The sequence below is a fragment of the Mycobacterium sp. MS1601 genome (assembly GCF_001984215.1).
Lineage (GTDB): Bacteria > Actinomycetota > Actinomycetes > Mycobacteriales > Mycobacteriaceae > Mycobacterium.
Window position 1 is genome coordinate 4,961,876 of record NZ_CP019420.1, and the last position, 23,766, is coordinate 4,985,641.

Annotated in this window: 19 protein-coding genes and 2 pseudogenes; 15 read left to right on the forward strand and 6 right to left on the reverse strand. The window is 66.8% G+C overall.

Annotation, left to right across the window (positions count from 1 at the left end):
• Genes BVC93_RS23930 through BVC93_RS23940 form a run of 3 tightly spaced genes read right to left on the reverse strand, consistent with a single transcriptional unit; the run spans nt 1 to nt 3,520 of the window.
• On the reverse strand, nt 1–1,152 hold the full coding sequence (locus tag BVC93_RS23930; RefSeq protein WP_083739624.1) for a hypothetical protein: 1,152 nt from the start codon (nt 1,150–1,152) through the stop codon (nt 1–3).
• Nucleotides 1,149–2,291, reverse strand: coding sequence for a hypothetical protein (locus BVC93_RS23935; RefSeq protein WP_083739625.1), 1,143 nt, complete (start codon nt 2,289–2,291; stop codon nt 1,149–1,151). The genes BVC93_RS23930 and BVC93_RS23935 overlap by 4 nt, the downstream gene beginning before the upstream one ends.
• Nucleotides 2,288–3,520, reverse strand: coding sequence for a metal-dependent hydrolase family protein (locus tag BVC93_RS23940; RefSeq protein ID WP_083741286.1), 1,233 nt, complete (start codon nt 3,518–3,520; stop codon nt 2,288–2,290). Before BVC93_RS23940 ends, BVC93_RS23935 begins: the two co-directional genes overlap by 4 nt.
• Before the next feature lie 58 nt (nt 3,521–3,578).
• On the opposite strand from BVC93_RS23940, the gene dop reads away from it, so the two are divergent.
• The 4 genes from dop (at nt 3,579) to prcA (ending at nt 6,905) form a co-directional block, all read left to right on the forward strand.
• Nucleotides 3,579–5,075, forward strand: coding sequence for a depupylase/deamidase Dop (gene dop / locus BVC93_RS23945; RefSeq protein ID WP_083739626.1), 1,497 nt, complete (start codon nt 3,579–3,581; stop codon nt 5,073–5,075).
• 65 nt (nt 5,076–5,140) lie between these two features.
• Nucleotides 5,141–5,335, forward strand: a complete 195-nt coding sequence (locus BVC93_RS23950; RefSeq protein WP_083739627.1) for a ubiquitin-like protein Pup — start codon at nt 5,141–5,143, stop codon at nt 5,333–5,335.
• Nucleotides 5,332–6,195 (forward strand): proteasome subunit beta, encoded by an 864-nt coding sequence (prcB, locus tag BVC93_RS23955; protein ID WP_083739628.1) that lies wholly within the window; start codon nt 5,332–5,334, stop codon nt 6,193–6,195. Before BVC93_RS23950 ends, prcB begins: the two co-directional genes overlap by 4 nt.
• Nucleotides 6,192–6,905, forward strand: coding sequence for a proteasome subunit alpha (prcA, locus tag BVC93_RS23960; protein WP_083739629.1), 714 nt, complete (start codon nt 6,192–6,194; stop codon nt 6,903–6,905). Before prcB ends, prcA begins: the two co-directional genes overlap by 4 nt.
• Before the next feature lie 37 nt (nt 6,906–6,942).
• Here prcA and BVC93_RS23965 read toward each other — a convergent pair whose 3' ends face one another.
• Complete coding sequence (locus BVC93_RS23965; protein WP_083739630.1) at nt 6,943–8,646, reverse strand: alpha/beta hydrolase; 1,704 nt, start codon at nt 8,644–8,646, stop codon at nt 6,943–6,945.
• Between the two features lie 96 nt (nt 8,647–8,742).
• Between BVC93_RS23965 and pafA the strand changes: the two genes are divergently transcribed.
• The 7 genes and pseudogenes from pafA to BVC93_RS24000 all read left to right on the forward strand — a co-directional run bounded on the left by pafA (nt 8,743) and on the right by BVC93_RS24000 (nt 17,054).
• A complete protein-coding gene (gene pafA / locus BVC93_RS23970) occupies nt 8,743–10,101 on the forward strand; it encodes a Pup--protein ligase (protein ID WP_157517054.1) in 1,359 nt (452 codons plus the stop codon).
• 34 nt (nt 10,102–10,135) lie between these two features.
• Complete coding sequence (locus BVC93_RS23975; protein ID WP_157517055.1) at nt 10,136–11,119, forward strand: helix-turn-helix transcriptional regulator; 984 nt, start codon at nt 10,136–10,138, stop codon at nt 11,117–11,119.
• Between the two features lie 37 nt (nt 11,120–11,156).
• Nucleotides 11,157–12,128: a helix-turn-helix transcriptional regulator gene (locus BVC93_RS23980; RefSeq protein ID WP_083739632.1), complete on the forward strand. Its 972-nt coding sequence runs from the start codon at nt 11,157–11,159 to the stop codon at nt 12,126–12,128.
• Between the two features lie 41 nt (nt 12,129–12,169).
• Nucleotides 12,170–12,427, forward strand: a complete 258-nt coding sequence (gene tatA / locus BVC93_RS23985) for a Sec-independent protein translocase subunit TatA (protein WP_068917430.1) — start codon at nt 12,170–12,172, stop codon at nt 12,425–12,427.
• A 78-nt stretch (nt 12,428–12,505) separates the two neighbouring features.
• A complete protein-coding gene (gene tatC, locus BVC93_RS23990) occupies nt 12,506–13,420 on the forward strand; it encodes a twin-arginine translocase subunit TatC (RefSeq protein WP_083739633.1) in 915 nt (304 codons plus the stop codon).
• A complete protein-coding gene (locus tag BVC93_RS23995) occupies nt 13,407–16,163 on the forward strand; it encodes a DEAD/DEAH box helicase (protein WP_083739634.1) in 2,757 nt (918 codons plus the stop codon). Before tatC ends, BVC93_RS23995 begins: the two co-directional genes overlap by 14 nt.
• Before the next feature lie 67 nt (nt 16,164–16,230).
• A pseudogene (locus BVC93_RS24000) lies at nt 16,231–17,054 on the forward strand (DUF4333 domain-containing protein).
• Here BVC93_RS24000 and BVC93_RS24005 read toward each other — a convergent pair.
• Nucleotides 17,055–17,969, reverse strand: a complete 915-nt coding sequence (locus tag BVC93_RS24005) for a 5'-3' exonuclease (RefSeq protein WP_083741288.1) — start codon at nt 17,967–17,969, stop codon at nt 17,055–17,057.
• Between the two features lie 193 nt (nt 17,970–18,162).
• Between BVC93_RS24005 and BVC93_RS24010 the strand changes: the two genes are divergently transcribed.
• The 3 genes and pseudogenes from BVC93_RS24010 to BVC93_RS24020 all read left to right on the forward strand — a co-directional run bounded on the left by BVC93_RS24010 (nt 18,163) and on the right by BVC93_RS24020 (nt 22,551).
• A complete protein-coding gene (locus BVC93_RS24010; protein ID WP_157517056.1) occupies nt 18,163–18,585 on the forward strand; it encodes an MmpS family transport accessory protein in 423 nt (140 codons plus the stop codon).
• Nucleotides 18,585–21,427, forward strand: a pseudogene (locus tag BVC93_RS24015) (MMPL/RND family transporter). The gene BVC93_RS24010 and the pseudogene BVC93_RS24015 overlap by 1 nt, the downstream one beginning before the upstream one ends.
• Entirely contained in the window at nt 21,424–22,551 is a 1,128-nt protein-coding gene (locus BVC93_RS24020) for a M24 family metallopeptidase (RefSeq protein WP_083739635.1), read from the forward strand. Before BVC93_RS24015 ends, BVC93_RS24020 begins: the two are co-directional and overlap by 4 nt.
• Here the strand turns inward: BVC93_RS24020 and BVC93_RS24025 are convergent.
• Nucleotides 22,548–22,958 (reverse strand): F420-dependent biliverdin reductase, encoded by a 411-nt coding sequence (locus BVC93_RS24025; RefSeq protein ID WP_083739636.1) that lies wholly within the window; start codon nt 22,956–22,958, stop codon nt 22,548–22,550. The two genes, BVC93_RS24020 and BVC93_RS24025, sit on opposite strands and share 4 nt — an antisense overlap.
• 35 nt (nt 22,959–22,993) lie before the next feature.
• On the opposite strand from BVC93_RS24025, the gene BVC93_RS24030 reads away from it, so the two are divergent.
• Nucleotides 22,994–23,743, forward strand: a complete 750-nt coding sequence (locus tag BVC93_RS24030) for an SDR family NAD(P)-dependent oxidoreductase (RefSeq protein WP_083739637.1) — start codon at nt 22,994–22,996, stop codon at nt 23,741–23,743.
• Nucleotides 23,744–23,766: the final 23 nt, after the last annotated feature.

Below are 23,766 nucleotides of genomic sequence, written 5' to 3' on the forward strand. Positions count from 1 at the left end.
TCAGCGCGCCGCGGTGTAGGTGCGGTAGCGGTCCCGCGCCACCATCGTCAGGCGCAGGTCCTCTACCAACGGATCGAGGAATCGGGAGCGCTGATCGGCGTCGGCCACCGCACGGGCGCTGATGTACATGAACGTCAGGGCGCCCAGGAACATCGTGGTCTGGATCAGCGACTGCGGCACCGGAATCGTCATGCCGAGGAACACGCCGTCAGACGATCCGTTGCGGGTCCAGGCGGCCAGCAACTCGGGACTGAGGAGGATCAGGCCCAGCCCGAAGAAGATCATCGACGTGACGATCGACACGGTGAGCACCTGCACGATCTGTGAGAGGGCCAGCACGAAGCCGACATTCATGCGTTCGGCCCGCGACAGCGGGACTCGGCGGGGTCGGTCCGGCATATTCTCGAAGGGGGTTCCGGCCAAGGTCGCGGCATCTTCGGCCTTCTTGGCTTCGGGATCGAGAATGGGGCGTACCCGATCCATCGTGCTCGACACCAGGAACACCGCGGCCACGGCGAACAGGAAGCACAGAGCCAGCCAGAGTCGAGCCCGGCTGACCAGTTCGGCCATCAACCAGACGTAGGTGTTGAAGAACACCAATACGGTCAGCAGCACCACCGGCAGAGCACGGATGAACAGATTTCCCACCGCCGCCAGGTTCTGCGCCGTCACCCGCGCCGACCAGCCGAGAATCGACCCCAATCCCGTTGCGGTGCAAGCAAATATCGCAGCGATCGCGATGGTGTCCACCGCCAGGTTGACCGAGTCGTAGGCACTGATGCCGCCGAAGATCGCGCCTGCGTAGATCACCAGCACCGCGATCCCCGAGGCGACCGAACGGCTGCGGGACTCCATCCGGGACACCATCCAGCCCGCCACCGCCGCCACCGGCAACACCACCAGCAGAAGTCCCAATACGAACCACTCGGTGCGGGTGGGTGCACCGTCGATGTCGATGGTGTGCTTGCCGGTCACCAGCACGATCAACACCGAGTTGGCCATCAGCACCGCGAAACCGACCAATGCGGGGGCCGAACGCGGCCACACCCGGCGGGTCAGGGCTCCCGGACGCAGGACGGCGGGCAGACCATGTGTCAGGAACCAACTCTCGGCGGCTCGCTGTTCGTTGTTCGATCGGGCCCCGTTGTTCATCGATCGGTGCCGATCGCTGCCCGATACCGGTTGCGCGCCACCAGTGTCAGTCGCAGATCGTCGATCAACGGGTCCAGGTACTCGGAGCGGTACTCCCCGTCGCCCACCGAACGGGCGCTGACATACATGAAGGTCAGGGCGGTCAAGAACATCGAGACGTGGATCAAGGCCTGTGGGATGGGCAGCGTCATTCCCAGCCAGGTGCCCTGGTCGGGGCTGCCCTGGGTCCAGTTGTCGAGCAACTCGGGCGAGAGCGCGATCAGTCCCATCGTGAGGAAGATACCGCCGGTCAGCACGGCGACCGTGGCGATCTGGATCAACTGCGTGGCCAGCAGGACGAACACCACATTCACCCGCTCACCGCGGCTGGGCGGGTCGGGTTCGGCGGGGTCTGCCATGTCAGCGAAGGGTGTGCCGGCCAGGCTGGCGCTGTCGGTCTCACGCACCTTTGCCGTCGCCAGCAGTGGGCGGGCCCGCTCGATCAGCCCGGTGGCCAGGAAAGCCACCGCGATCGCCGTCATGAACGTGATGAGCAGCCACATCCGGTCTCGGCTGACCGAGGCGGCCATGGACCACACGTAGCCGTTGAAGAACACCAGCACCGTCAGCAGCACCACCGGCAGAGCTCTGGCGAACAGTGCTCCCACCGCGGTGAAGCGGCTCAGCGTCAACCGGATTCCCCACCCGATCACCGCTCCGACACCCAGCCCGTTCGCTGTGAGCACCAGACCCACCGCCACTGAGGTGCCGAGGATCTCCAGTGGGACATCCGAGCGGGGGGTGCTGATCAGATCCTGACCCACACAGAGCACCAGGGCGCCGACGGCGATCACCAACCGCAGCCGGTCGTCGGTCACGCGTGAGACCACCTTGGCGGCCACCAGCATGGTCGGAAGCGCGGCCAACAGCACGGCGATGACGGCCCATTCCCTCGGGGTCGGATCACCCTCGATGTGAATCCGTTTGCTGCCGTTCACGAGTGTGAGCGCAGGCCCGACGAGCAACAACACCGCCACCGCCGCCATGGCCGGTGCCGACCGCGGGCCCAGCCTGCGCCACCGGGCGCGCGTCGTCACCACGGAGGGCAAACCACGGCGCAGGAACCACCGTTCGGCATCGCGCCGGTCGAGTGTGCTCATGTGGGCAGGGTGAACCCGCCGCGGTTACCGACCGGCTTGCCGTCCTTGATCACCAGCAGGATGTTCTCCGGCTTGCCGACGGAGTCGATGTCAGCCAGAGGATCGCCTCGCACCACCACCAGGTCGGCGACCTTGCCGGTGGCTACCGAACCCAAACGGTCCGCGACACCACACAATTCGGCAGAGGCGCTGGTGCCGGCCACGATGGCCTGCATCGGGGTCAGCCCGCCGAAGCGCACCAGCAGTCCCAGCTCGGCCAGGTTGGTGCCGTGATCGGGGGACAGGCCCGCATCGGTGCCCAGCGCCACCTTGACCCCGGCCTGGACCGATGCCGCGATCGAATCATGGGCCATGGCATGCCATTTCGCACTCTTGGCGGCGCCCTGCGGCGACGCGGTCACCGGCGTCATGGTCTCGAGCAGTGTCGGCACCAGGAACGTGCCCTGGTCCACCATCTGCGCGCGCAATTCGTCGTCCAGCTCGTAGCCGTGTTCGATGCTGTGCACGCCGGCCTCGACGGCGGCACGGATACCGGGATAGCCGATGGCATGAGCGGACACGGGTCTGCCCCCGTAGTTCTGCCCCTCTTCGACAATCGCGGCGATCAGCTCGCGGCGCATCCCCAACCACGAGGGATCGTCGTTGGGGGAGGAGACGCCACCGCTGGAGGCGACCTTGATGACGTCGGCGCCCTCGCGGATCAGTTCCCGGGCGCGCAGCCGCGCGGCGTCCACGGTGTCCACCAGAGTCGCGCCGATCAACGGCCCCAGGTCCAGCCCGGACGGCAGATGGAAATCGGCGTGCCCGGATGTCTGGCTCAGCATGTTGATCGCGACCAGCAGACGCGGACCCACGATCAGACCGTCGGCCACCGCGTCGCGCACCCCGGGGTCGATGCCCATCATGTCCCTGGCTGTCGTCACGCCGTTGCAGACCGTCACCCGAAGCCGGTCCAGCAGCCGGAACAGCTCGTAGGAGGGCGGTTTCAACGCATGCTCCAGCGGCGATCCGGATGCGCCCGGCAGGGCGAAGTGCACGTGGCAGTCGAAGAAGCCGGGGCACAGCGTGTTCTCGCCGAGGTCCACCCGGGTGACCGCGGCTCCGGTGTAGTCGGCCTCCGGCCCGGCCCAGCTGATGGTGCCGTTCTCCACCAGCACCGCCGCCTGCGAAACGGGGTCGGCGCCGGTGCCGTCGATCAGTGTCGTGTTGTGCAGCAGGTAAGCGTTCATGTCGCGCATTACTGCACCACACAACCGGGGCTCGTGCCCTCCTGTTTAGGCTGGTCCCATGCAAAGGATCATCGGAACCGAGGTGGAGTACGGCATCTCCTCGCCGTCCGACCCGACCGCCAATCCGATCCTCACGTCCACACAGGCGGTACTGGCCTACGCCGCGGCTGCCGGGATCCAACGCGCCAAGCGCACCCGTTGGGACTACGAGGTCGAGTCCCCGCTGCGCGACGCGCGCGGGTTCGACCTGAGCCGAGCCTCGGGTCCGCCGCCGGTGGTCGACGCCGACGAGGTGGGCGCGGCCAACATGATCCTGACCAACGGTGCCCGCCTCTACGTCGACCACGCGCATCCGGAGTACTCGGCACCCGAGGTCACCGACCCGATGGATGCCGTCATCTGGGACAAGGCCGGTGAGCGGGTGATGGAAGCCGCCGCACGCCACGTCGCCAGCGTGCCGGGAGCGGCCAAACTGCAGCTCTACAAGAACAACGTCGACGGCAAGGGTGCCTCCTACGGCACTCACGAGAACTACCTGATGAGCCGCCAGACCCCGTTCTCCGCGGTGATCGCCGGATTCACGCCGTTCCTGGTGTCCCGGCAGGTCGTCACGGGCTCCGGGCGGGTTGGCATCGGACCTTCCGGCGACGAGCCCGGCTTCCAGCTGTCCCAGCGTGCCGACTACATCGAAGTCGAGGTGGGGCTGGAGACCACCCTCAAGCGCGGCATCATCAACACCCGCGACGAACCGCATGCCGACGCCGACAAGTACCGCCGCCTGCACGTCATCATCGGTGACGCCAATCTGGCCGAGACGTCGACCTACCTGAAGGTGGGCACCTCGAGCCTGGTGTTGGACCTCATCGAGGAGGGGATCGACCTCTCCGATCTGGCGCTGGCGCGCCCCGTGCACGCGGTGCACGTCATCAGCCGCGATCCGTCGCTGCGCGCCACCGTCGCGCTGGCCGACGGCCGCGAGCTCACCGCGCTTGCGCTGCAACGCATCTACCTGGACCGGGTGGCCAAGCTGGTGGACAGCCGCGACCCGGATCCGCGGGCGTCGCACGTGGTGCAGACCTGGGCGAACGTGCTGGACCTGCTGGAACGTGACCCCATGGAGTGCGCGGACCTGCTGGACTGGCCGGCCAAGCTGCGGCTGCTCGAAGGTTTCCGCAAGCGGGAGAACCTGGCCTGGTCGGCGCCGCGGCTGCACCTGGTGGACCTGCAGTACTCCGATGTCCGCCTGGACAAAGGCCTCTACAACCGGCTGGTGGCACGCGGATCGATGCAGCGGTTGGTCACCGAACAGCAGGTGATCGATGCCGTGGACAACCCGCCTACGGATACCAGAGCCTACTTCCGGGGCGAATGTCTGCGCCGGTTCGGCGCGGACATCGCGGCCGCGAGCTGGGACTCGGTGATCTTCGATCTGGGCGGCGATTCGCTGGTGCGCATCCCCACGCTGGAACCTTTGCGGGGCAGCAAGGCCCACGTGGGAGCCCTGCTGGACTCGGTGGACTCTGCTGCGGAACTCGTAGAACAGCTCACGAACTGACGGCTATCCCCGGCAGATCGTGCCTTGACCGGTACTGTGGAACCACCTAGTTAGAGGAGGCAGCGATGGCTCAGGAGCAGACCAAGCGTGGCGGTGGCGGCGGCGATGACGACGATCTCACTGGCAGCACGGCCGCAGGCCAGGAGCGTCGCGAGAAGCTGGCCGAGGAGACCGACGATTTGCTCGATGAGATCGATGACGTCCTCGAGGAGAACGCCGAGGACTTCGTGCGGGCATACGTCCAAAAGGGTGGCCAGTGACCTGGCAGTTCCCCGACCGCTTGACCCCCAGTTCCTTCACCTCGAACCTGTCGTCGTTTTCTGATCATCTGCAGCGCGAAGCGCCGCATCTGTTGCCCACCCTGGGTGCGCAGCAGATCGGTAGCGGCGCGGATCTGCCGCACGGCACCACCATCGTGGCGCTGAAATATGCGGGCGGGGTCCTGATCGCAGGTGACCGCAGGGCCACCCAAGGCCACATGATCGCCAGCCGCGACGTGCAGAAGGTGTACATCACCGATGACTACACGGCCACCGGCATCGCGGGCACCGCGGCCATCGCCGTGGAGTTCGCCCGGCTGTATGCCGTGGAACTCGAGCACTACGAAAAGCTCGAGGGGGTGCCGCTGACATTCCCCGGCAAGGTGAACCGACTGGCCACCATGGTCCGCGGCAACCTGGGCGCCGCCATGCAGGGCTTTGTCGCTCTGCCGCTGCTGGTCGGCTACGACCTCGATGACCCGGATCCTGCGGGTGCCGGACGTATCGTGTCCTTCGACGCCGCCGGTGGCCACAACCTCGAAGAAGAGGGTTTCCAGTCGGTGGGCTCGGGATCCCTGTTCGCCAAATCGTCCATGAAGAAGCTGTATTCGCGGGTCACCGACGCCGAATCCGCGTTGAAGGTGGCCGTCGAGGCGCTCTACGACGCCGCTGACGACGACTCGGCCACCGGCGGGCCGGATCTGGTGCGGGGCATCTATCCCACCGCGGTCACCATCGGTGCCGAGGGCGCAGAAGAGATCCCCGAAGCCCGGATCGCCGAACTGGCCCGTGAAGTGATCGCAAGCCGTTCGCGCACAGACACTTTCGGACCCGACGCCGGTGAGGCCCCAGTTTCATGAGTTTTCCGTATTTCATCTCGCCCGAACAGGCGATGCGTGAGCGCAGCGAGCTGGCCCGCAAGGGCATCTCGCGTGGTCGCAGTGTGGTGGTGCTGGCCTACTCCGACGGTGTGCTGTTCGTCGCGGAGAACCCGTCACGGTCCCTGCAGAAGGTCAGTGAGCTCTACGACCGGGTGGGCTTCGCCGCCGTCGGTCGGTTCAACGAGTTCAACAACCTGCGCAGCGGTGGCATCCGATTCGCCGACACCCAGGGTTACGCCTACTCCCGTCGCGACGTCACCGGCCGACAGCTGGCCAACGTCTACGCCCAGACCCTGGGCACCATCTTCACCGAGCAGGCCAAGCCCTACGAGGTGGAGCTCTGTGTTGCCGAGGTGGCGCACTTCGGCGAGACCAAGGCTCCCGAGCTGTACCGCATCACCTATGACGGATCCATCGCCGACGAGCCGCATTTCGTCGTCATGGGCGGTACCACCGAACCCATCGCCACCGCGCTGAAGGACTCCTACGCCGAGAACGCCAGCCTCGGCGACGCGGTGAAGATCGCCGTCAACGCTCTGCAGGCCGGCGGCAACGGTGAACAGCGCACGCTGGGCGTCGCCACCCTCGAGGTGGCGATCCTGGACGCCAACCGACCCCGCCGCGCGTTCCGTCGCATCACCGGGGCCGCGCTGGAAGCGCTTCTGCCGCAGGCCGAGCCGGCGGAGTAGATTCTCTCGACGTGGGCCCAGGTGGTGTTCGACGCCGTCAGGGCAGGTTGACCCCGGCGACCTCCAGCTCCTTCCAGTCGCCGGTGATCACCGCCAGGATGTTGTGCCAGGCATCCGACGGCTCGTTGATCACGTCACTGTGGGCGGTGGGGCCCGCCATCGGTGAGCCGTCCAGGCGGTTGCCGGTGTCCAGGCGCACCACCCCCGCCATGGTGTCCGGGTCGGCGCCGTGCGGGCTGAGTGGAAGGCCCTGCACGATCTCGATCCAGTCGCCGGGCGCCGTCATGGAAAAGCGCTGAATATCCGGGTTGCGGTTGTGCCAGTCACTCGGATCATCCACGCCCACACCGCTGCCCGCGGCCGCCACATACATCGTGCGATCCGCCGTCAATCCCAGCTGCTCGGCGGTGCCCAGGATCGAACCACCATAGGAATGGCCGATGTAGGTCACCGCAACACCCGGCCCGACCGTGCGGGCCACATCCTCGCTGAAGGCCGCCAGTCGCGGCGCCATTTCCAACGCGTACGTCGGCTTCCCGGCGTCCACCACCCCGGCCGCCAGCTGGCCCGTGGGAAACGGGCCGCCCAGATAGGTCAGCATCGCGATGTCGCCGTGCCCCGCCGTCACGAACCGGCGGGCGGTCTCGGTATCGGACGCCGAACCCTCGATGGTGGTGTTCAGACCTGGGATCAAGACCCCGACACTGCTGGCGGTATCGAGGTCGCCGAGCAGTTCGATGAACGACGACCGTTGGGGGTCGAACCCGATGATCTGGCGGTCGCCGGCAAGTAGGCTCTCGTAGAAGTCGAGGCGTGCGTTGGCTTCTCGATCATGGGTCGCCACAATGGCAGCCCGCACCACGGGGTCGGTGTGTGCGGCCAGCCAGACCCTCTCGGCGCTGCCGGTGTCCAGACCCAACCCGGCAGAAAACATCCGTGCCACCTTGTCTTCCTCGGGCAGATCAACCACGCGACGCTGCGCCAGAATGGCATCCGCGATGTTGACCCGGTTGGCCTCCATCCGGAGTTCCCAGGGCACCCCGTCGGTATTCCCCACTTCGAGGGCAACGGCGTCGACCAACTGTCTGCGCTGCTCGGGCGACATCGAGGCAACCTGCTCGGCGATCCGGTCCTGGCTCATCGACGTCCACGCACCCACCACCTCCCGCGGCGTCAGGGCACCCGCGCCGGCAGGGACGGTCGCAGCGCTCTCCTGCCCGGCGAAGGCAAGGTCGATCCGGGCGGCGGTGTCGCGGTCGACGGCTCCGAGCCGCACCAGGGCGTCGACCAGCAGGGCGGTCAATTCCGTTGCGCGCCTGGTGATCATGACCTTGGACCCCGTTTCGCCGCCGAGCAACACCAACAATTCCGGTGCCGCACCGGGCGCTGTCACCGTCCCGTCATCGCCGACCAGGTAGCCGTCGGCCGCGGCGCCGTCGGCCACCCGCACCACCTCGGCTCGCGCCTGCCCGATCAGCTGGGCACCGTCGCGCGCGGCCGCCGCGGCGGCGATCAGGGCACGCGCGGCGCGCCGGGCCGGTGCGGTGATCTCCTCGGCCTTGGCACGCGCCTCCTGTGCGGCCGTGCCCACCCAGAACTCGCCGGTGCCGACTGCGGTACGGGCCACCTCGTCGAGGTGGATCTGCACCAGCCCGGCTGTCCGGTCCCATGCCTGCGCCAGTTCTGACAGCGATTCCGGGGCCCACTGGCGAGCCTCGGTGACGGTCGGTCTTTCCGGCATGGCGCATGGTCACACCACCGGGCCACGGCGCGCCGACCGCCACTAACAGGCACTCTTGCCCACCACCGCCCCCGCCTAACAAGTACGCTCGAACACGTGCAGCGACGAATCATGGGTATCGAGACCGAATTCGGTGTCACCTGCACGTTCCACGGCCACCGGCGGCTGTCGCCGGACGAGGTGGCCCGCTACCTGTTCCGTCGGGTGGTGTCGTGGGGCCGCAGCAGCAACGTCTTCCTCCGCAACGGGGCCCGCCTCTATCTGGATGTGGGCAGCCATCCCGAGTACGCCACCGCCGAGTGTGACAGCCTCATCCAGCTCGTCACTCATGACCGCGCAGGTGAGCGTGTTCTCGAGGACCTCCTGATCGACGCTGAGCAGCGTCTGGCCGACGAGGGCATCGGCGGGGACATCTACCTGTTCAAGAACAACACCGACTCGGCAGGCAACTCCTACGGCTGCCACGAGAACTACCTGATCGTGCGCGCAGGTGAGTTCTCCCGCATCTCCGATGTGCTGCTGCCGTTCCTGGTCACCCGTCAGCTGATCTGTGGTGCGGGCAAGGTGCTGCAGACCCCGAAGGCCGCCACTTTCTGCCTGAGCCAGCGCGCCGAACACATCTGGGAGGGCGTTTCGAGCGCCACCACCCGCAGTCGCCCCATCATCAACACCCGCGACGAACCGCACGCCGACGCCGAGAAGTACCGGCGCCTGCACGTCATCGTCGGCGACTCCAACATGAGTGAGTCCACCACCATGCTCAAGGTGGGCACCGCCGCGCTGGTGCTGGAGATGATCGAGGCCGGTGTGCCGTTCCGCGACTTCTCGCTGGACAACCCGATCCGCGCCATCCGCGAGGTCAGCCATGACCTCACCGGTCGTCGTCCGGTCAGGCTGGCCGGCGGGCGGCAGGCCAGCGCCCTGGACATCCAGCGTGAGTACTACGCCCGGGCCGTCGAGCATCTGCAGACCCGCGAGCCCAATCCGCAGATCGAGCAGGTGGTCGACCTGTGGGGCCGCCAGCTCGACGCGGTGGAGAGCCAGGACTTCGCCAAGGTCGACACCGAAATCGATTGGGTGATCAAGCGCAAGCTGTTCCAGCGCTACCAGGACCGTTACAACATGGATCTGTCGGACCCGAAGATCAGCCAGCTCGACCTCGCCTACCACGACATCAAGCGGGGCCGCGGCGTGTTCGACCTGTTGCAGCGCAAGGGCCTGGCGGCCCGGATCACCACCGACGAGGAGATCGACGAGGCGGTCGAGACCCCGCCTCAGACCACCAGGGCCAAGCTGCGCGGCGAATTCATCACTGCCGCACAGGAAGCCGGTCGCGATTTCACCGTCGACTGGGTGCACCTCAAGCTCAACGACCAGGCTCAGCGCACCGTGCTGTGCAAGGATCCGTTCCGGGCGGTCGACGAGCGCGTGAAGCGGCTGATCGCGTCGATGTAAGCCTGGCGCGCACCGGACCTCTAAGGTCTCATCCGTGGGGATCTCCAAAGTCGAACGCCTGATGAACCTCGTCATCGCGTTGCTGTCGACGCAGGGGTACATCACCGCCGAGCGCATCCGCCGCAGTGTCGCCGGCTACACCGACAGCCCCAGCGACGAGGCATTCTCGCGGATGTTCGAGCGTGACAAGAACGAACTCCGCGATCTCGGGATCCCGCTGGAGACCGGCAAGGTGTCGTCGTTCGACCCGACCGAGGGTTACCGGATCAACCGGCAGGCCTACGCGCTGCCCGATATCGAGCTCACGGCCGACGAAGCCGCCGCGGTGGCCGTCGCGACCCAGCTGTGGGAGTCGCCCGAACTCGTCACTGCCACCCAGGGTGCGCTGCTCAAGCTCCGCGCGGCCGGGGTCGACGTTGATGCCGCCACCGACGACGTGGTGATCTCCAACGCCGCCGGACTTCCCGGGCTACGCGGCTCTGAAGACGTCCTCGGCGTGTTGCTCTCGGCCACCAATGCCGGTCGCGCGGTGCAGTTCCCGCACCGCGCGTCACCCACCGAGCCCTACACCGTGCGCACCGTCGAACCCTGGGGGGTGGTGACGGTGAACCGGCGCTGGTACCTCGTCGGTTATGACCGTGACCGTGGCGCGCAACGGACGTTTCGGCTGTCGCGCATCGGCGACGACATCAAAGCCGTCGGGCCTGACGGCGCGGTCACCCGACCCGACGGCGTCGACCTGCGGGCCATCGTCACCCAGGTGGTGGGCGAGGCCCCCAGTGGTCAGCTGGCGCGGGTGTGGGTGGCCGACGGGCGTGCCACCGCGCTGCGGCGGGCGGGCACCTCCCAGGGGCCGCGAGAACTGGCCGGGCGCGCGGGCGAGATCCTGGAGATCGATATCGGCTGGCGCGACCGGATGGCCCGCGACATCGCCGGCTACGGCGCCGACGCCGTGGTGCTGGAACCGGCGTCCCTGCGCGAGGACGTCCTGACGCGCCTGAAGGCCCAGGCGTCATGAGCGGCCGGCGAGTGACGAGCGGGCGAGAGGATTGCGCATGAGTGGCGTTTCCACGCGGCTGGTCCGGCTGCTCAACATGGTTCCGTACTTCCAGGCCAATCCGCGCATCACCTTCGCCGAAGCGGCCAGCGATCTCGGGGTCACCACCAAACAACTGCGTGACGACATCAACCAGCTGTGGATGTGCGGGTTGCCCGGCTACGGCCCCGGCGATTTGATCGATTTCGAATTCTCCGGTGACGACAGCATCGAGGTGACGTTCTCGGCCGGCATCGACCAACCGCTGCGACTCACCTCGCCGGAGGCCACCGGACTGCTGGTCGCCCTGCGCGCCCTGGCCGACGTGCCCGGCGTGGTCGACCCGGAAGCGGCGCGTAGCGCCATCGCCAAGATCGAGTCCGCCGCAGGCACGCTGTCGCACCACGTAGCGGCCGAACCCGAGCCCGCACCGGTGGAGAACCAGGCCGCAGCCACCGTCCGCGACGCGGTTCGCAAGGAGAAGGCGCTGGTCATCGAGTACTACTCGGCCTCGAGGGACACCCTGTCCAGCCGGCTGGTGGACCCCATCCGGATACTGCTGGTCAACGACCACAGCTATTTGGAGGCGTGGTCACGCGAAGCGGAGGGGGTGCGGCTGTTCCGGTTCGACCGCATTGTCGCCGCGACCGCCCTCGACGAGCCATCCGCACCGCCTGCACCTGCGGTGCAGAATGCGCCGGACATGTCGCTGTTCAGCGCCGAGTCCGACGTCGATCGCGTGCTGCCGTCGGCCACACTGCGTATCGCCGCCGAGGCGTCGTGGATGTTCGAGTACTACCCACTGCGGTCGCTGCGCGAGCTCCCCGACGGGTACTTCGAAGCAGAGATGACCTACGGCAGCCCGGAGTGGATGACGCGGTTGGTGCTGGGATTGGGTGATCTGGTGACTGTCGTCGCACCCGCCGAACTGGCTTCCCGTGTGCGTGCGGCGGCGGTCGCCGCACTGGGCGCATACGCAGCAGCGGGGTAGCATCGCAAGCGCACGGATCGAACAATCTGGAGGTAACCGAAGTGGGTGCTCTGCAACCCTGGCACTGGGTCATCTTGATCGTGGTGTTCGTGCTGTTGTTCGGCGCGAAGCGCCTGCCGGACGCCGCCCGGTCGCTGGGCAAGTCGATGCGCATCTTCAAGTCTGAGGTCAAGGAACTTCAGAGCGACAAAGAGCAGCCGACGGTGACCCCGCAACCGCCGACGGCGACGCCGGTGCAGTCCGAACGAGTGGATGTGCCGCCCCCGGCTTCCAACCACACCGACGTTCGCCCCGCCTGACCGCTGCGGACACCAGCCAGCCCACCTTCGGGGTGCGGCTGGCTGACCGTGTCGTGACGACCCGAAAAGCATGATTCTGTGAGAACCCCCGGAGTGTTCAAACGGCTCGACCCGCGTCAGCGGCGCGCCAAGACGAACCCCGACGGCACGATGTCGCTGGTGGACCACATCCGTGAGCTACGCACCCGGATGCTGATCTCGGCGGCCGCCATCGTGGTCACCACCATCTTCGGATTCTGGTGGTACAGCCACGGCGTCTTCGGCATGGACAGCCTTGGCGAATGGCTGCGCGGACCCTACTGTGCGCTGCCTGCCTCCGCGCGCGCCGAGATCACCCCGGACGGTGGCTGCCGACTGCTGGCCACGGCCCCGTTCGATCAGTTCATGCTGCGGCTGAAAGTCGCGTTGATGGCCGGCATCGTCTTGGCCTGCCCGGTCTGGTTCTACCAGTTCTGGGGCTTCATCACCCCGGGCCTCTACGCCAAGGAGCGCAGGTTCGCCGCGGGATTCGTGGTCGCGGCGGCGACGCTGTTCATCGGCGGCGCGATGCTGGCGTATCTGGTGCTGTCGCACGCTTTGGCGTTCCTGTTGACCGTCGGTAGCGACGTGCAGGTCACCGCGCTCTCCGGCGACCAGTACTTCAGCTTCCTGATCAATCTGCTGCTGGTGTTCGGCGTGGGCTTCGAGTTCCCGCTGCTGATCATCATGCTCAACCTGGTGGGCATACTGCCCTACGAGAAGCTCAAGTCGTGGCGGCGCGGGCTGATCATGGGTGTCTTCATCTTCGCGGCGTTCGCCACTCCGGGCTCGGATCCGTTCTCGATGCTTGCCCTCGGTGCGGCGCTGACCCTCCTGATGGAGTTCGCCATCCAGGTCGGCCGTCTGCACGACAAGCGCAAGGCCAAACGGGAGGCGCGCGAAGAGCTTTCCGATGACGAGGCGTCGCCTATCGAGGCACCCACGCCGGTGTCTGCTCACGATGACATCACCTGAGCTCGACAGATTCGCCGCTGAGCTGCCCTTTCCGCTGGACGGATTCCAGCGGCGGGCATGCGAGGCGCTGGAGAGCGGCCACGGCGTGCTGGTATGCGCACCCACCGGCGCCGGTAAGACGGTGGTGGGGGAATTCGCCGTGCACATGGCGTTGGCGGCGGGGCGAAAGTGTTTCTACACCACCCCGATCAAGGCGCTGAGCAACCAGAAGCACACCGACCTGGTGCGTCGCTACGGCCCGGAGCGCATCGGTCTGCTCACCGGCGACGTGTCCATCAACTCCGACGCGCCCATCGTGGTGATGACCACCGAAGTGTTGCGCAACATGTTGTACGCCAACTCGTCTGCGCTGCAAGGACTTTCCTACGTCGTGATGGACGAGGTGCATTTCCTGGCTGACCGGATGCGCGGCGCGGTCTGGGAAGAGGTGATCCTGCACCTGCCTGACGAGGTCCGCCTCGTCAGCCTGTCGGCGACGGTGAGCAACGCCGAGGAATTCGGCGGCTGGATCCAGACCGTGCGCGGTGACACCACGGTGATCGTCGACGAACACCGGCCGGTGCCGCTGTGGCAGCACATGTTGGTGGGCAAGCGTCTGTTCGACCTGTTCGATCTCAACCGGCACCGTCCTGGCGAGAATCAGAAACTGCTGGTGGACCCCGAGCTGGTTCGGCACATCGCGCACCGCCGAGAAGCCGAACGTCTCACCGACTGGCAGCCGCGGGGTCGCGGCCGCTCGGAGCGGGACCGACACCGCGGCCGTCCCGGCTTCTTCCGTCCGCCCAGCCGGCCGGACGTCATCACCACCCTGGACCGTGAAGGTCTGCTACCCGCCATCACCTTCGTGTTCTCCCGGGCCGGGTGTGACGCGGCAGTCAAACAGTGCCTGCGCTCGTCGTTGAAGCTGACCACCGACGCCGACCGCGCGCGTATTGCCGAGATCATCGACCGGCGCTGCGGTGACCTGCCCGACGGCGACCTCGCGGTGCTCGACTACTTCGAATGGCGCGAAGGGCTGCTGCGCGGCCTGGCCGCCCACCATGCAGGCATGCTGCCGATCTTCCGCCACACCGTTGAGGAGCTGTTCACCGCAGGCCTGGTCAAGGCCGTTTTCGCCACTGAAACGCTGGCGCTGGGCATCAACATGCCGGCCCGCACCGTGGTGCTGGAGAAGCTGGTGAAGTTCAACGGCGAGCAGCACGCGCCGTTGACACCGGGGGAGTACACCCAGCTCACCGGCCGCGCCGGGCGCCGGGGCATCGACGTCGAGGGCCACGCGGTGGTGGTCTGGACTCCCGAGGTGGAGCCGGCGGAAGTGGCGGGCCTGGCCTCCACCCGTACCTTCCCGCTGCGCAGCTCGTTCGCGCCGTCGTACAACATGACCATCAACCTGGTGCAGCAGATGGGGCCTGAGCAGGCGCGCCGGTTGCTGGAGCAGTCCTTTGCGCAGTACCAGGCCGACCGTTCGGTGGTCGGCCTGGTGCGTGGTGTCGAGCGTGGCGACCGCATGCTCGACGACATCGCAGCCGAACTCGGTGGCCGGGATGCCCCGATCCTGGACTACGTGCGGTTGCGGGGGCAGATCTCCGAGCGCGAACGCGCGCAGGCCCGCTCGTCGCGGCTGCAGCGGCGCCGTGCGGTCAACGACGCCATGGCGGGATTGCGGCGCGGCGACATCATCTCGCTCGGTGGTCGGCACGGCGGTTTGGCGGTGGTGCTCGAACCCGATCGCGAAAGTCTCGAGCCCCGGCCCCTGGTGCTCACCGAACACCGCTGGGCCGGGCGGATCTCGTCGGCCGACTACGCCGGCGGGGCCTCGGCGATCGGCACGATGCCCCTGCCGAAGCGCGTGGAGCACCGGCAGCCGCGGGTGCGTCGCGACCTTGCCTCGGCGCTGCGGTCCGCGGCCGCCGGGCTGGTGATTCCCGGGCGCAGCCGCTCGCGGGGCGGCGCCCAGACAGACGAGCCCGACTTCGATCCGGAGCTGCAGGAGCTGCGGCAGCGGATGCGTGACCATCCCGCACACGGAGCCGCCGACCGCGAGGCCCTGTCCCGGGTGGCCGAACGCTTCCTGCGGGTGGAGCGTGACAATGCCGCGCTGGAGAAGAAAATCGGCGCCGCCACCAACTCGCTGGCTCTCACCTTCGATCGGATCGTCGGCCTGCTGACCGAGCGGGGCTTCATCGAAGAGGCCGGCGCCGCGGATTTCCAGGTCACCGAAGACGGCAAGCTGCTGGCGCGGATCTACAGCGAGAGCGACCTGCTGGTGGCCGAGTGCCTGCGCACCGGGGCCTGGGACGGGTTGGCCCCGGCCGAACTGGCCGCGGTGTTGTCGGCGGTGGTGTTCGAGACCCGCGGCAGCGACGGCCCGACCACCCGCGCCTACGAAGTCAGCAGCGCCGAGGTCCGTCGGGCATTGGCGCAGACCCGGCGGCTGTCCGGTCAGCTGCGGGCCGACGAGAACCGTCACCGCATAACGCCCACCCGCGAACCCGACGAGGGATTCGTCAACACGATCTATCGCTGGGCCACCTCGGGTGACCTGGCGTCGGCGTTGGCTGCCTCCGACGCGGCGGGGGCGGGGACGACGCTGTCGGCGGGTGATTTTGTGCGGTGGTGCCGGCAGGTGCTCGACCTTCTCGACCAGGTTCGCAACGCCGCCCGCGAGCCTGCGCTGCGCACTGCGGCGAAACGCGCCATCGAGGATGTGAGGCGCGGCGTCGTCGCTGTTGATGGCGGGTAGGGTGTTGCCAGCGCTACGGTTGATGCCGGTCAATCGAGCGCCCGCGAGCTAGCACGGAGGAGAGACGATGACCGGACCTCAGGGAACCGATCCGACGCAACCCTGGCAGGGCCAGCAAGGTCAGGATCAGCCCTCCAGCGGGTCGTCCGACCAACCCACCAACGAAGCCTACGGTTGGCAGCCGCCCAGCGGTGAGCAGTCGTCACAGCCCACCCAGCAGGGTCAGACCTGGCAGCAGCCGGCCTATCCAGCTCCTCCGCAGCAGTATTCGCCGTACCAGACACCCCCCAGCGGGCAGACTTCCGGTTACAACCCCCAGCAATATCCGACGCAGCAGTACGGTCAGCCCACCCAGGCCTACCCGCAGCCGGGCGCGTACCCGCAGTACGGCCAGCCTGGTCAGTACCCGCAGCCGGGCCAGCCGCAGTACGGCTACCCGGGCCAGCAGCAACCCGGCCAGTACGGCCAGCCGCAGTACGGTCAGCCCGGGCAGCAGTACGGCCAGCCCGGTCAGTACCCCTATGGCCAGATGCCGCAGGGTGAGGACGGCTCCAAGCGCTCCATGGCGGCACTGGGCACCATTCTCGGTGTCCTGGGCGCCATCATCGTGGTTGTGGTGCTGGTACTGGGCTTCTGGAAGCCCGGCTTCTTCGTCACCACCAAGTTGGATGTGGCCAAGGCGCAGGAGGGTGTGCAGCAGATCCTCACCGACGAGGCCAACGGGTACGGCGCCACCAACGTCGAAGACGTCACATGCAACGGCGGCGAGAGCCCGACGGTCAAGAGGGGGACACCTTCAACTGCGAGGTTTCCATCGACGGGACCAAGCGCCAGGTGACGGTGACGTTCCAGGACGATGACGGCACCTACGAGGTCGGCCGGCCGCGCTGATCAGAGCTTGTCGAGCGCGGCCTGCAGCCGGCTGATCGACGAGCTGACGCCGTATTTCTCTGCCAGCTCCGCCACTTTGTGTGGATCAGCAGCGGCCAATGGCAGCTTGTCGCTGTCGGTGGAGAACTCCACCGGCGCATCGGTGGCCACCCGCACCACCGTGCCGGCCACCTCCAGGTAATCTGCGGCCGCCTTCAATTTGGCTCGAATGCCTTTGGGCACAGATGATTTCGGGTCCTCGGCGGCGCTGAGGATGCCGGCGAGGCAGCGGTGTTGCCCCAGCAGCGTGGCGGCTGTCTTCTCGCCGATGCCTGGCACTCCCGGCAGCCCGTCGGACGGATCGCCACGCAGCACCGCCAATTCGGCATAGGCATCGCCGGCTCGGTCGGCGGGCAGCGCGTACTTGTCGGCCACCTCCGTTGGCCCCCACAGCACCGCCTTCGCCAGGCCCTGACCCAGGTAGAGCACCCGCACCGGCACCGGTTCGTCGGTCACCACCTGCAGCAGGTCACGGTCGCCACTGACCACCACCACGGGATCGCGGCGCTCGCGAGCAGCCAGGGTGCCCAGAACGTCGTCGGCCTCGAACCCCCGCGCGCCTGCGGTGGCGATGCCGAACGCGTCGAGCAGTTCGGCGATCATCTCGACCTGCGGGCTGAGCTCGTCGGGCACTTCCTCCACATCCGGTGTGCCGGCCGCGTTTTCCTGCTCCACCCGGTGCGCTTTGTACGACGGGATCAGATCCACCCGCCACTGCGGGCGCCAATCCAGGTCGAGGCACACCACCAACCGGCCCGGCCGTTGCTGGGTCACCAGGGTGGCGATGGCGTCAAAGAAACCGCGCACCGCGTTGACCGGTCGGCCGTCGGGAGCCTTGATGGACGACGGCACCCCGAAGAAGGAGCGGAACCACATGCTGGCGCCATCGAGCAGCAGTACCGGAGAGGAGGTGTCAGCCACGTCCTCATCCTGCCAGCGTGATTATCGACTCATCTACGGCTCTGGATAGTAGACCCGCCAATTGGAGCAGTCGATAGGTTAGCCTTGCTTCACACTCAACCGGCCTAGCGGCTGATTCCCCCGCGAGAAAGGGACTGCGATCGTCACCGTGCTCAAACGCGTGTGGCTACCGCTGGCGCTGGTACTGGTACTCGCCCTCGGCGGTTTCACGGTGTCGCGCGTGCGTGGCATCTTCGGCTCGGAACGGCTGCCGACCTACGCCGGCAGCATGGTCGACGTCGAGGACAACTCGGACCCCAAACGGGTGATCTACGAAGTCTTCGGTTATCCCGGTGCCACCGCCGACATCAACTACCTCGATCCGAGTGGCGAACCCGTGCAGGTGGACGGGGCCACGCTGCCGTGGTCGGTGGAGGTGACCACCAACGCGCCGTCCATGGCGGCCAACCTCGTGGCGCAGGGGAGCTCCGATTTCCTGGGGTGCCGCATCTCCTCCGATGGCGAAGTCCGAGATGAACGGAGCTCCAGCGCCGTGAGCGCGTACGTCTACTGCATCGCGAAGTCCACCTGATGCGACGAGCCCAGCTGAACGCGAACACCGAACCGTCCGCCCTGGCGCGCTGGATCCGGCGTCTGGCCATTCCGATCGTGATCTTCTGGGTCGCGATGGTGGCCGTCGCCGGTCTGTTCATCCCGCCACTCGAGGAGGTGGCCGCCGCCAACTCGGTGCCACTGAACCCCACCGACGCGCCGTCGCTGCAGGCCATGCAGCAGATGGGAAAGGTGTTCGGGAGTCCAACTCCGACAGCATCGCGCTGATCGTGCTCGAAGGCACCGAGCCCCTGGGCGATGACGCCCACGAGTATTACGACGGCCTGATCGAGCGGCTGCGTGACGACTCCGCCCACATCCAGAACGTGCAGGACTTCTGGGGCGACCCACTGACCGAATCGGGTGCCCAGAGCACCGACGGCCGCGCTGCGTACGTCCAGTTGTTCCTGGCCGGAAACATGGGTGAGACGCTGGCCAACGAATCCGTCCAAGCGGTGCGCGACGCCGTCGACGCGGTGCCGCCGCCGGACGGTGTGACGGTCTATGTCACCGGTCCGGCCGCCCTGCAGGCCGATCTACAGCTGGCCGGTGAACGCACCGTCATGCTGATCACGTTGGTGACCTTCTCGGTGATCATCGTGCTACTGCTGTTCTTCTACCGCTCCATCGTCACCGTGGTGATCGGGCTGGTGGTCGTCGGAATTCAGCTGGGTGCGGCCACCGCGGTGGTCGGCGCACTCGGCCACTATCAGGTGATCGGGCTGTCCACCTTCGCCGTGAACCTGGTGGTAGCCATGGCGATCGCCGCGGGCACGGACTACGTGGTGTTCCTGCTGGGCCGCTACCAGGAGGCCAGAGCCGCGGGTGTTGATCCCGAGTCCGCCTACTACGAGATGTTCCGCGGCACCGCCCACGTCATCCTCGGTTCCGCGCTGACCATCGCCGGTGCGGCCTTCTGCCTGAGCCTGACCCGGATGCCCTACTTTCAGAGCCTCGGGATCCCGTGCGCCGTCGGCATGATCGTCGCGGTGATCGTGGCGCTCACACTGGGACCCGCGGTGATCACCATCGCCAGCCGGTTCGGTTTGCTGGAACCCAAGCGCGCCATGCGAATCCGCTTCTGGCGACGCATCGGAACCTCGGTGGTGCGCTGGCCGCTGCCGATACTCCTGGCCTCGCTGGCGGTCGCGCTGGTCGGTTTGGCGGCCCTGCCGTTCTATCAGCCGAGCTACGACGACCGGCAGTTCATCCCGCAGGACATCCCGTCCAATCAGGGTTATCTTGCGGCCGACGAACACTTCTCCGCAGCTCGGATGAATCCCGACGTGCTCCTGATCGAGGCCGACCACGATCTGCGCAATTCGGCCGATTTCCTGGTTCTCGACAAGGTGGCCAAGGCCGTGTTCAGGGTCGAAGGCATCTCACGTGTGCAGGCGCCGACCCGGCCGCAGGGCACGCCCATCGAGAACACCTCGATACCGTTCATGATCAGCATGCAGGGTGTGGGCATGGCTCAGAACATGCAGTTCATGTTCGACCGCCTCGATGACATGAAGGCCCAAGCCGAGGATCTGGGCAACACGATTGCGATCATGCAGAACATGCAGAACATCATGACGCGGATGTCGAACATCACCGACGACATGTTGACCGACGTCGGTGATCTGCAAGACACGGCCAAGGAATTGCGGGACTCCATGGCCAATTTCGACGACTTCTTCCGGCCGATCCGCAACTACTTCTACTGGGAACCGCACTGCTACAACATCCCACTGTGCTGGTCGCTGCGCTCGGTGTTCGACAGCCTCGACGGCGTCACCGTGATCACCGACCAGATGGACCGGATGATCCTCGGGTTCACCGACATGAATGCGCTCTTCCCGGAGATGCTGGCGCAGTTCCCGGCCATGATCTCCACGATGCGGAACATGCAGCAGATGATGCTGACCATGCACTCCACCATGTACGGGATGTACTCGGCGATGGACGAGGCCGGTGAGGGTGCCACCGAGATGGGTAAGGCATTCGACGCCGCGAAGAACGACGACTCGTTCTACTTGCCGCCGGAAGTCTTCGAGAACGAGGACTTCCGCAGGGCCATGGACCTTTTCGTCTCCCCGGACGGCAAATCGGTGCGGATGATCATCAGCCACCGCGGTGATCCGGCCACCCCTGAAGGCATTTCGCGGGTGGAACCCATTCAGGTCGCCGCCATCGAAGCCATCAAAGGCACGCCGTTGGAGGACGCCAGAGTCTCTCTGGGCGGGATGGCCGCCACCTACAAGGATCTGGCGGAAGGCTCCAAGTACGACTTGCTGATCGCCGCCGTCGCCTCGATCTGCCTGATTTTCGCCGTCATGTTGCTGGTCACCAGGAGCCTGATCGCCGCCATGGTGATCGTCGGCACGGTGCTGACGTCGTTGGGAGCGTCCTTCGGGCTCTCGGTGTTGTTGTGGCAGTTCATCATCGGGTTGCCGCTGCACTGGATGGTGGTGCCCATGGCGGTCATCGTGCTGCTGGCGGTCGGCGCCGACTACAACCTGATGATGGTGGCCCGGTTCAAAGAGGAGCTGCCCGGCGGCATCAAGACCGGCATCATCAGGGCCATGGGCGGCACCGGCAGCGTGGTGAGCATCGCCGGGGTGGTGTTCTCCTTCACCATGGCGTCCCTGGTGGTCAGCGATCTGCGCACCATCGGTCAGATGGGCACCATGATCGGTATCGGCCTGCTGTTCGACACGCTGATCGTGCGGTCGTTCATGGTGCCGTCCATCGCCGCGCTGTTGGGCCGGTGGTTCTGGTGGCCGCTGAACCCCCGCACCCGCCCTCTGCCGCAGCCCCGGACTAGCCTTACTGCATGAGTTCGCGCTTCGATTCGAAGGTCTACGGCGATCGACTGAAGGCGGCCGCCGCCGCTGCAAGAGCTGCCGGACTGGCCGGCCTGGTGATCACCCCGGGCTATGACCTGCGTTATCTGGTTGGCTCGCGGGCGGAGACCTTCGAGCGGTTGACAGCACTGGTGATCCCGGCCGCCGGGGAACCCACCGTGGTGGTGCCGCGGTTGGAACTCGCCTCGCTCAAGGAGTCCGCGATCCTGGACCTCGGGATCGTGGTGCGTGACTGGGTGGACGGGCAGGATCCCTACGATCTGGTGGTGTCCGCTGTCGGCGGTCCGGCCAAGGTTGCCGTCACCGATGCGATGCCTGCACTGCACCTGTTGCCGCTGGCTGACCGCCTCGGCGTGGTACCCGTGCTGGCCACCGACGTGCTACGCACGCTGCGGATGATCAAGGACCCCAGCGAGATCGACGCTCTGCGTATGGCCGGTGCCGCCATCGACCGCGTGCACGCCCGCGTCCCGGAGTTCCTGGTGCCCGGACGCACCGAGGCACAGGTGGCCGCCGATATCGAAAAAGCGATTGTCGCCGAAGGGCATTCGGCTGCCGCATTCATCATCGTCGGCTCCGGTCCGCACGGTGCCGACCCGCACCACGAGGTATCGGATCGCGAACTGCAGGCCGGAGATATCGTGGTCGTCGACATCGGGGGCCCGTACGAACCGGGTTACAACTCCGACTCCACCAGGACCTACAGCCTGGGTCAGCCCAGTGCTGAAGTAGCGCAGCAGTATTCGATCCTCCAGCAGGCGCAGAAGGTGGCGGTGGACGCGGTGCGGCCCGGCGTCACCGCCGAGCAGGTGGATGCCGCTGCGCGGGACGTACTGGCCGAGGCCGGGCTGGGGGAGTACTTCGTGCACCGCACCGGCCACGGGATCGGCCTGTCCGTGCACGAGGAGCCCTACATCGTGGCCGGCAATGATCTGCCGCTGGTGCCGGGGATGGCGTTCAGTGTGGAGCCGGGGATCTACTTCCCGGGCCAGTGGGGTGCGCGCATCGAGGACATCGTGATCGTCACCGCCGACGGGGTGGAGCCGGTGAACACGCGCCCGCACGACCTGATCGTGGTGCCGCTGCCCGGAGCCTAGGAGCCGGAGCGATCCAACAGATCCGAGCTGCCCAGCACCCGTTCGATACGCACTTCGATAACCACGCGGCGCGGGTTCACCCGCGGGGTGCGGTAGCGCTGGGCGTAACGCAGCTCCGCGTCGCGAACCGACTCGGTGTCGGTATGCACCGTCGCACGGCCTTCCAGCGACAGCCAGCGGGCGCCGTCGACCTGACTGAGTACCGCAACCTCGCCACGCTCGGCGTTGACGGCCTTCTGGGTTCCGCCGCTGGTGATCACCCGGGCAATGTGCGTCTTGGGATCAAAGGTGAAACCGACAGCCACGACGTGCGGAGAACCGTCGGTGCGCAGGGTCGTCAGCATAGCCAGATGACGTTCGGTGAGGAACGCCAATGCGTCGTTGGTGAGCCGGGTGGTTGTCGCCATCGGGTCTCACGCTAGCGCAGGAGATAATCGCTGCCGTGAAAGACACGGGTACGGGCGTCGTCGTGATTTTTGGTGGCCGCAGTGAAATCGGGACCGAACTCGCGTCGCGGCTGGCGGCCGGTCGTGAGGTGGTGCTGACCACGCGCGGCAGCGACGCGCTGGACCAGCAGGTTTCCGCCCTGACAGCCGCCGGTGCGAGTGCGGTCCATGTGAAGGCGTTCGACGCTGACGATCTGGGCAGCCACGTGAGTGTCCTGGACGAAATCAGCGTTGAACACGGACCCATTGGCACCGCGGTGCTGGCTTTCGGCATTCTCGGCGACCAGGCCCGCGCCGAAGTCGATGCCGATCACGCCGTGGCGATCGTGCACACCGACTACGTGGCCCAGGTGAGCCTGCTCACCGAGCTGTCCAAGCGGATGCGAGGTGTAGGTGGTGGCCGCATCGTGGTGTTCTCTTCGATCGCCGGCAACCGGGTGCGCCGCGCGAACTACGTCTACGGTTCGGCAAAGGCCGGATTGGACGGGTTTGCCAGCGGTTTGGCTGACGCCCTGCACGGCAGCGGTGTGCAGCTTCTGATGGTGCGGCCCGGATTCGTCATCGGGAGGATGACCGAGGGTATGGACCCTGCGCCATTGTCGAGCACGCCCGCTCAGGTGGCTGACGCCGCCGCGCGTGCCCTGGCCAAGGGAAAGCGGTCGGTGTGGGTGCCGGGATCACTGGCCGTGCTGGCCTTCGTGATGCGGCTGCTGCCGCAGGCGATCTGGCGGCGGATGCCGCGATGAGTCGGGTGGTCGTGGTCGGTATC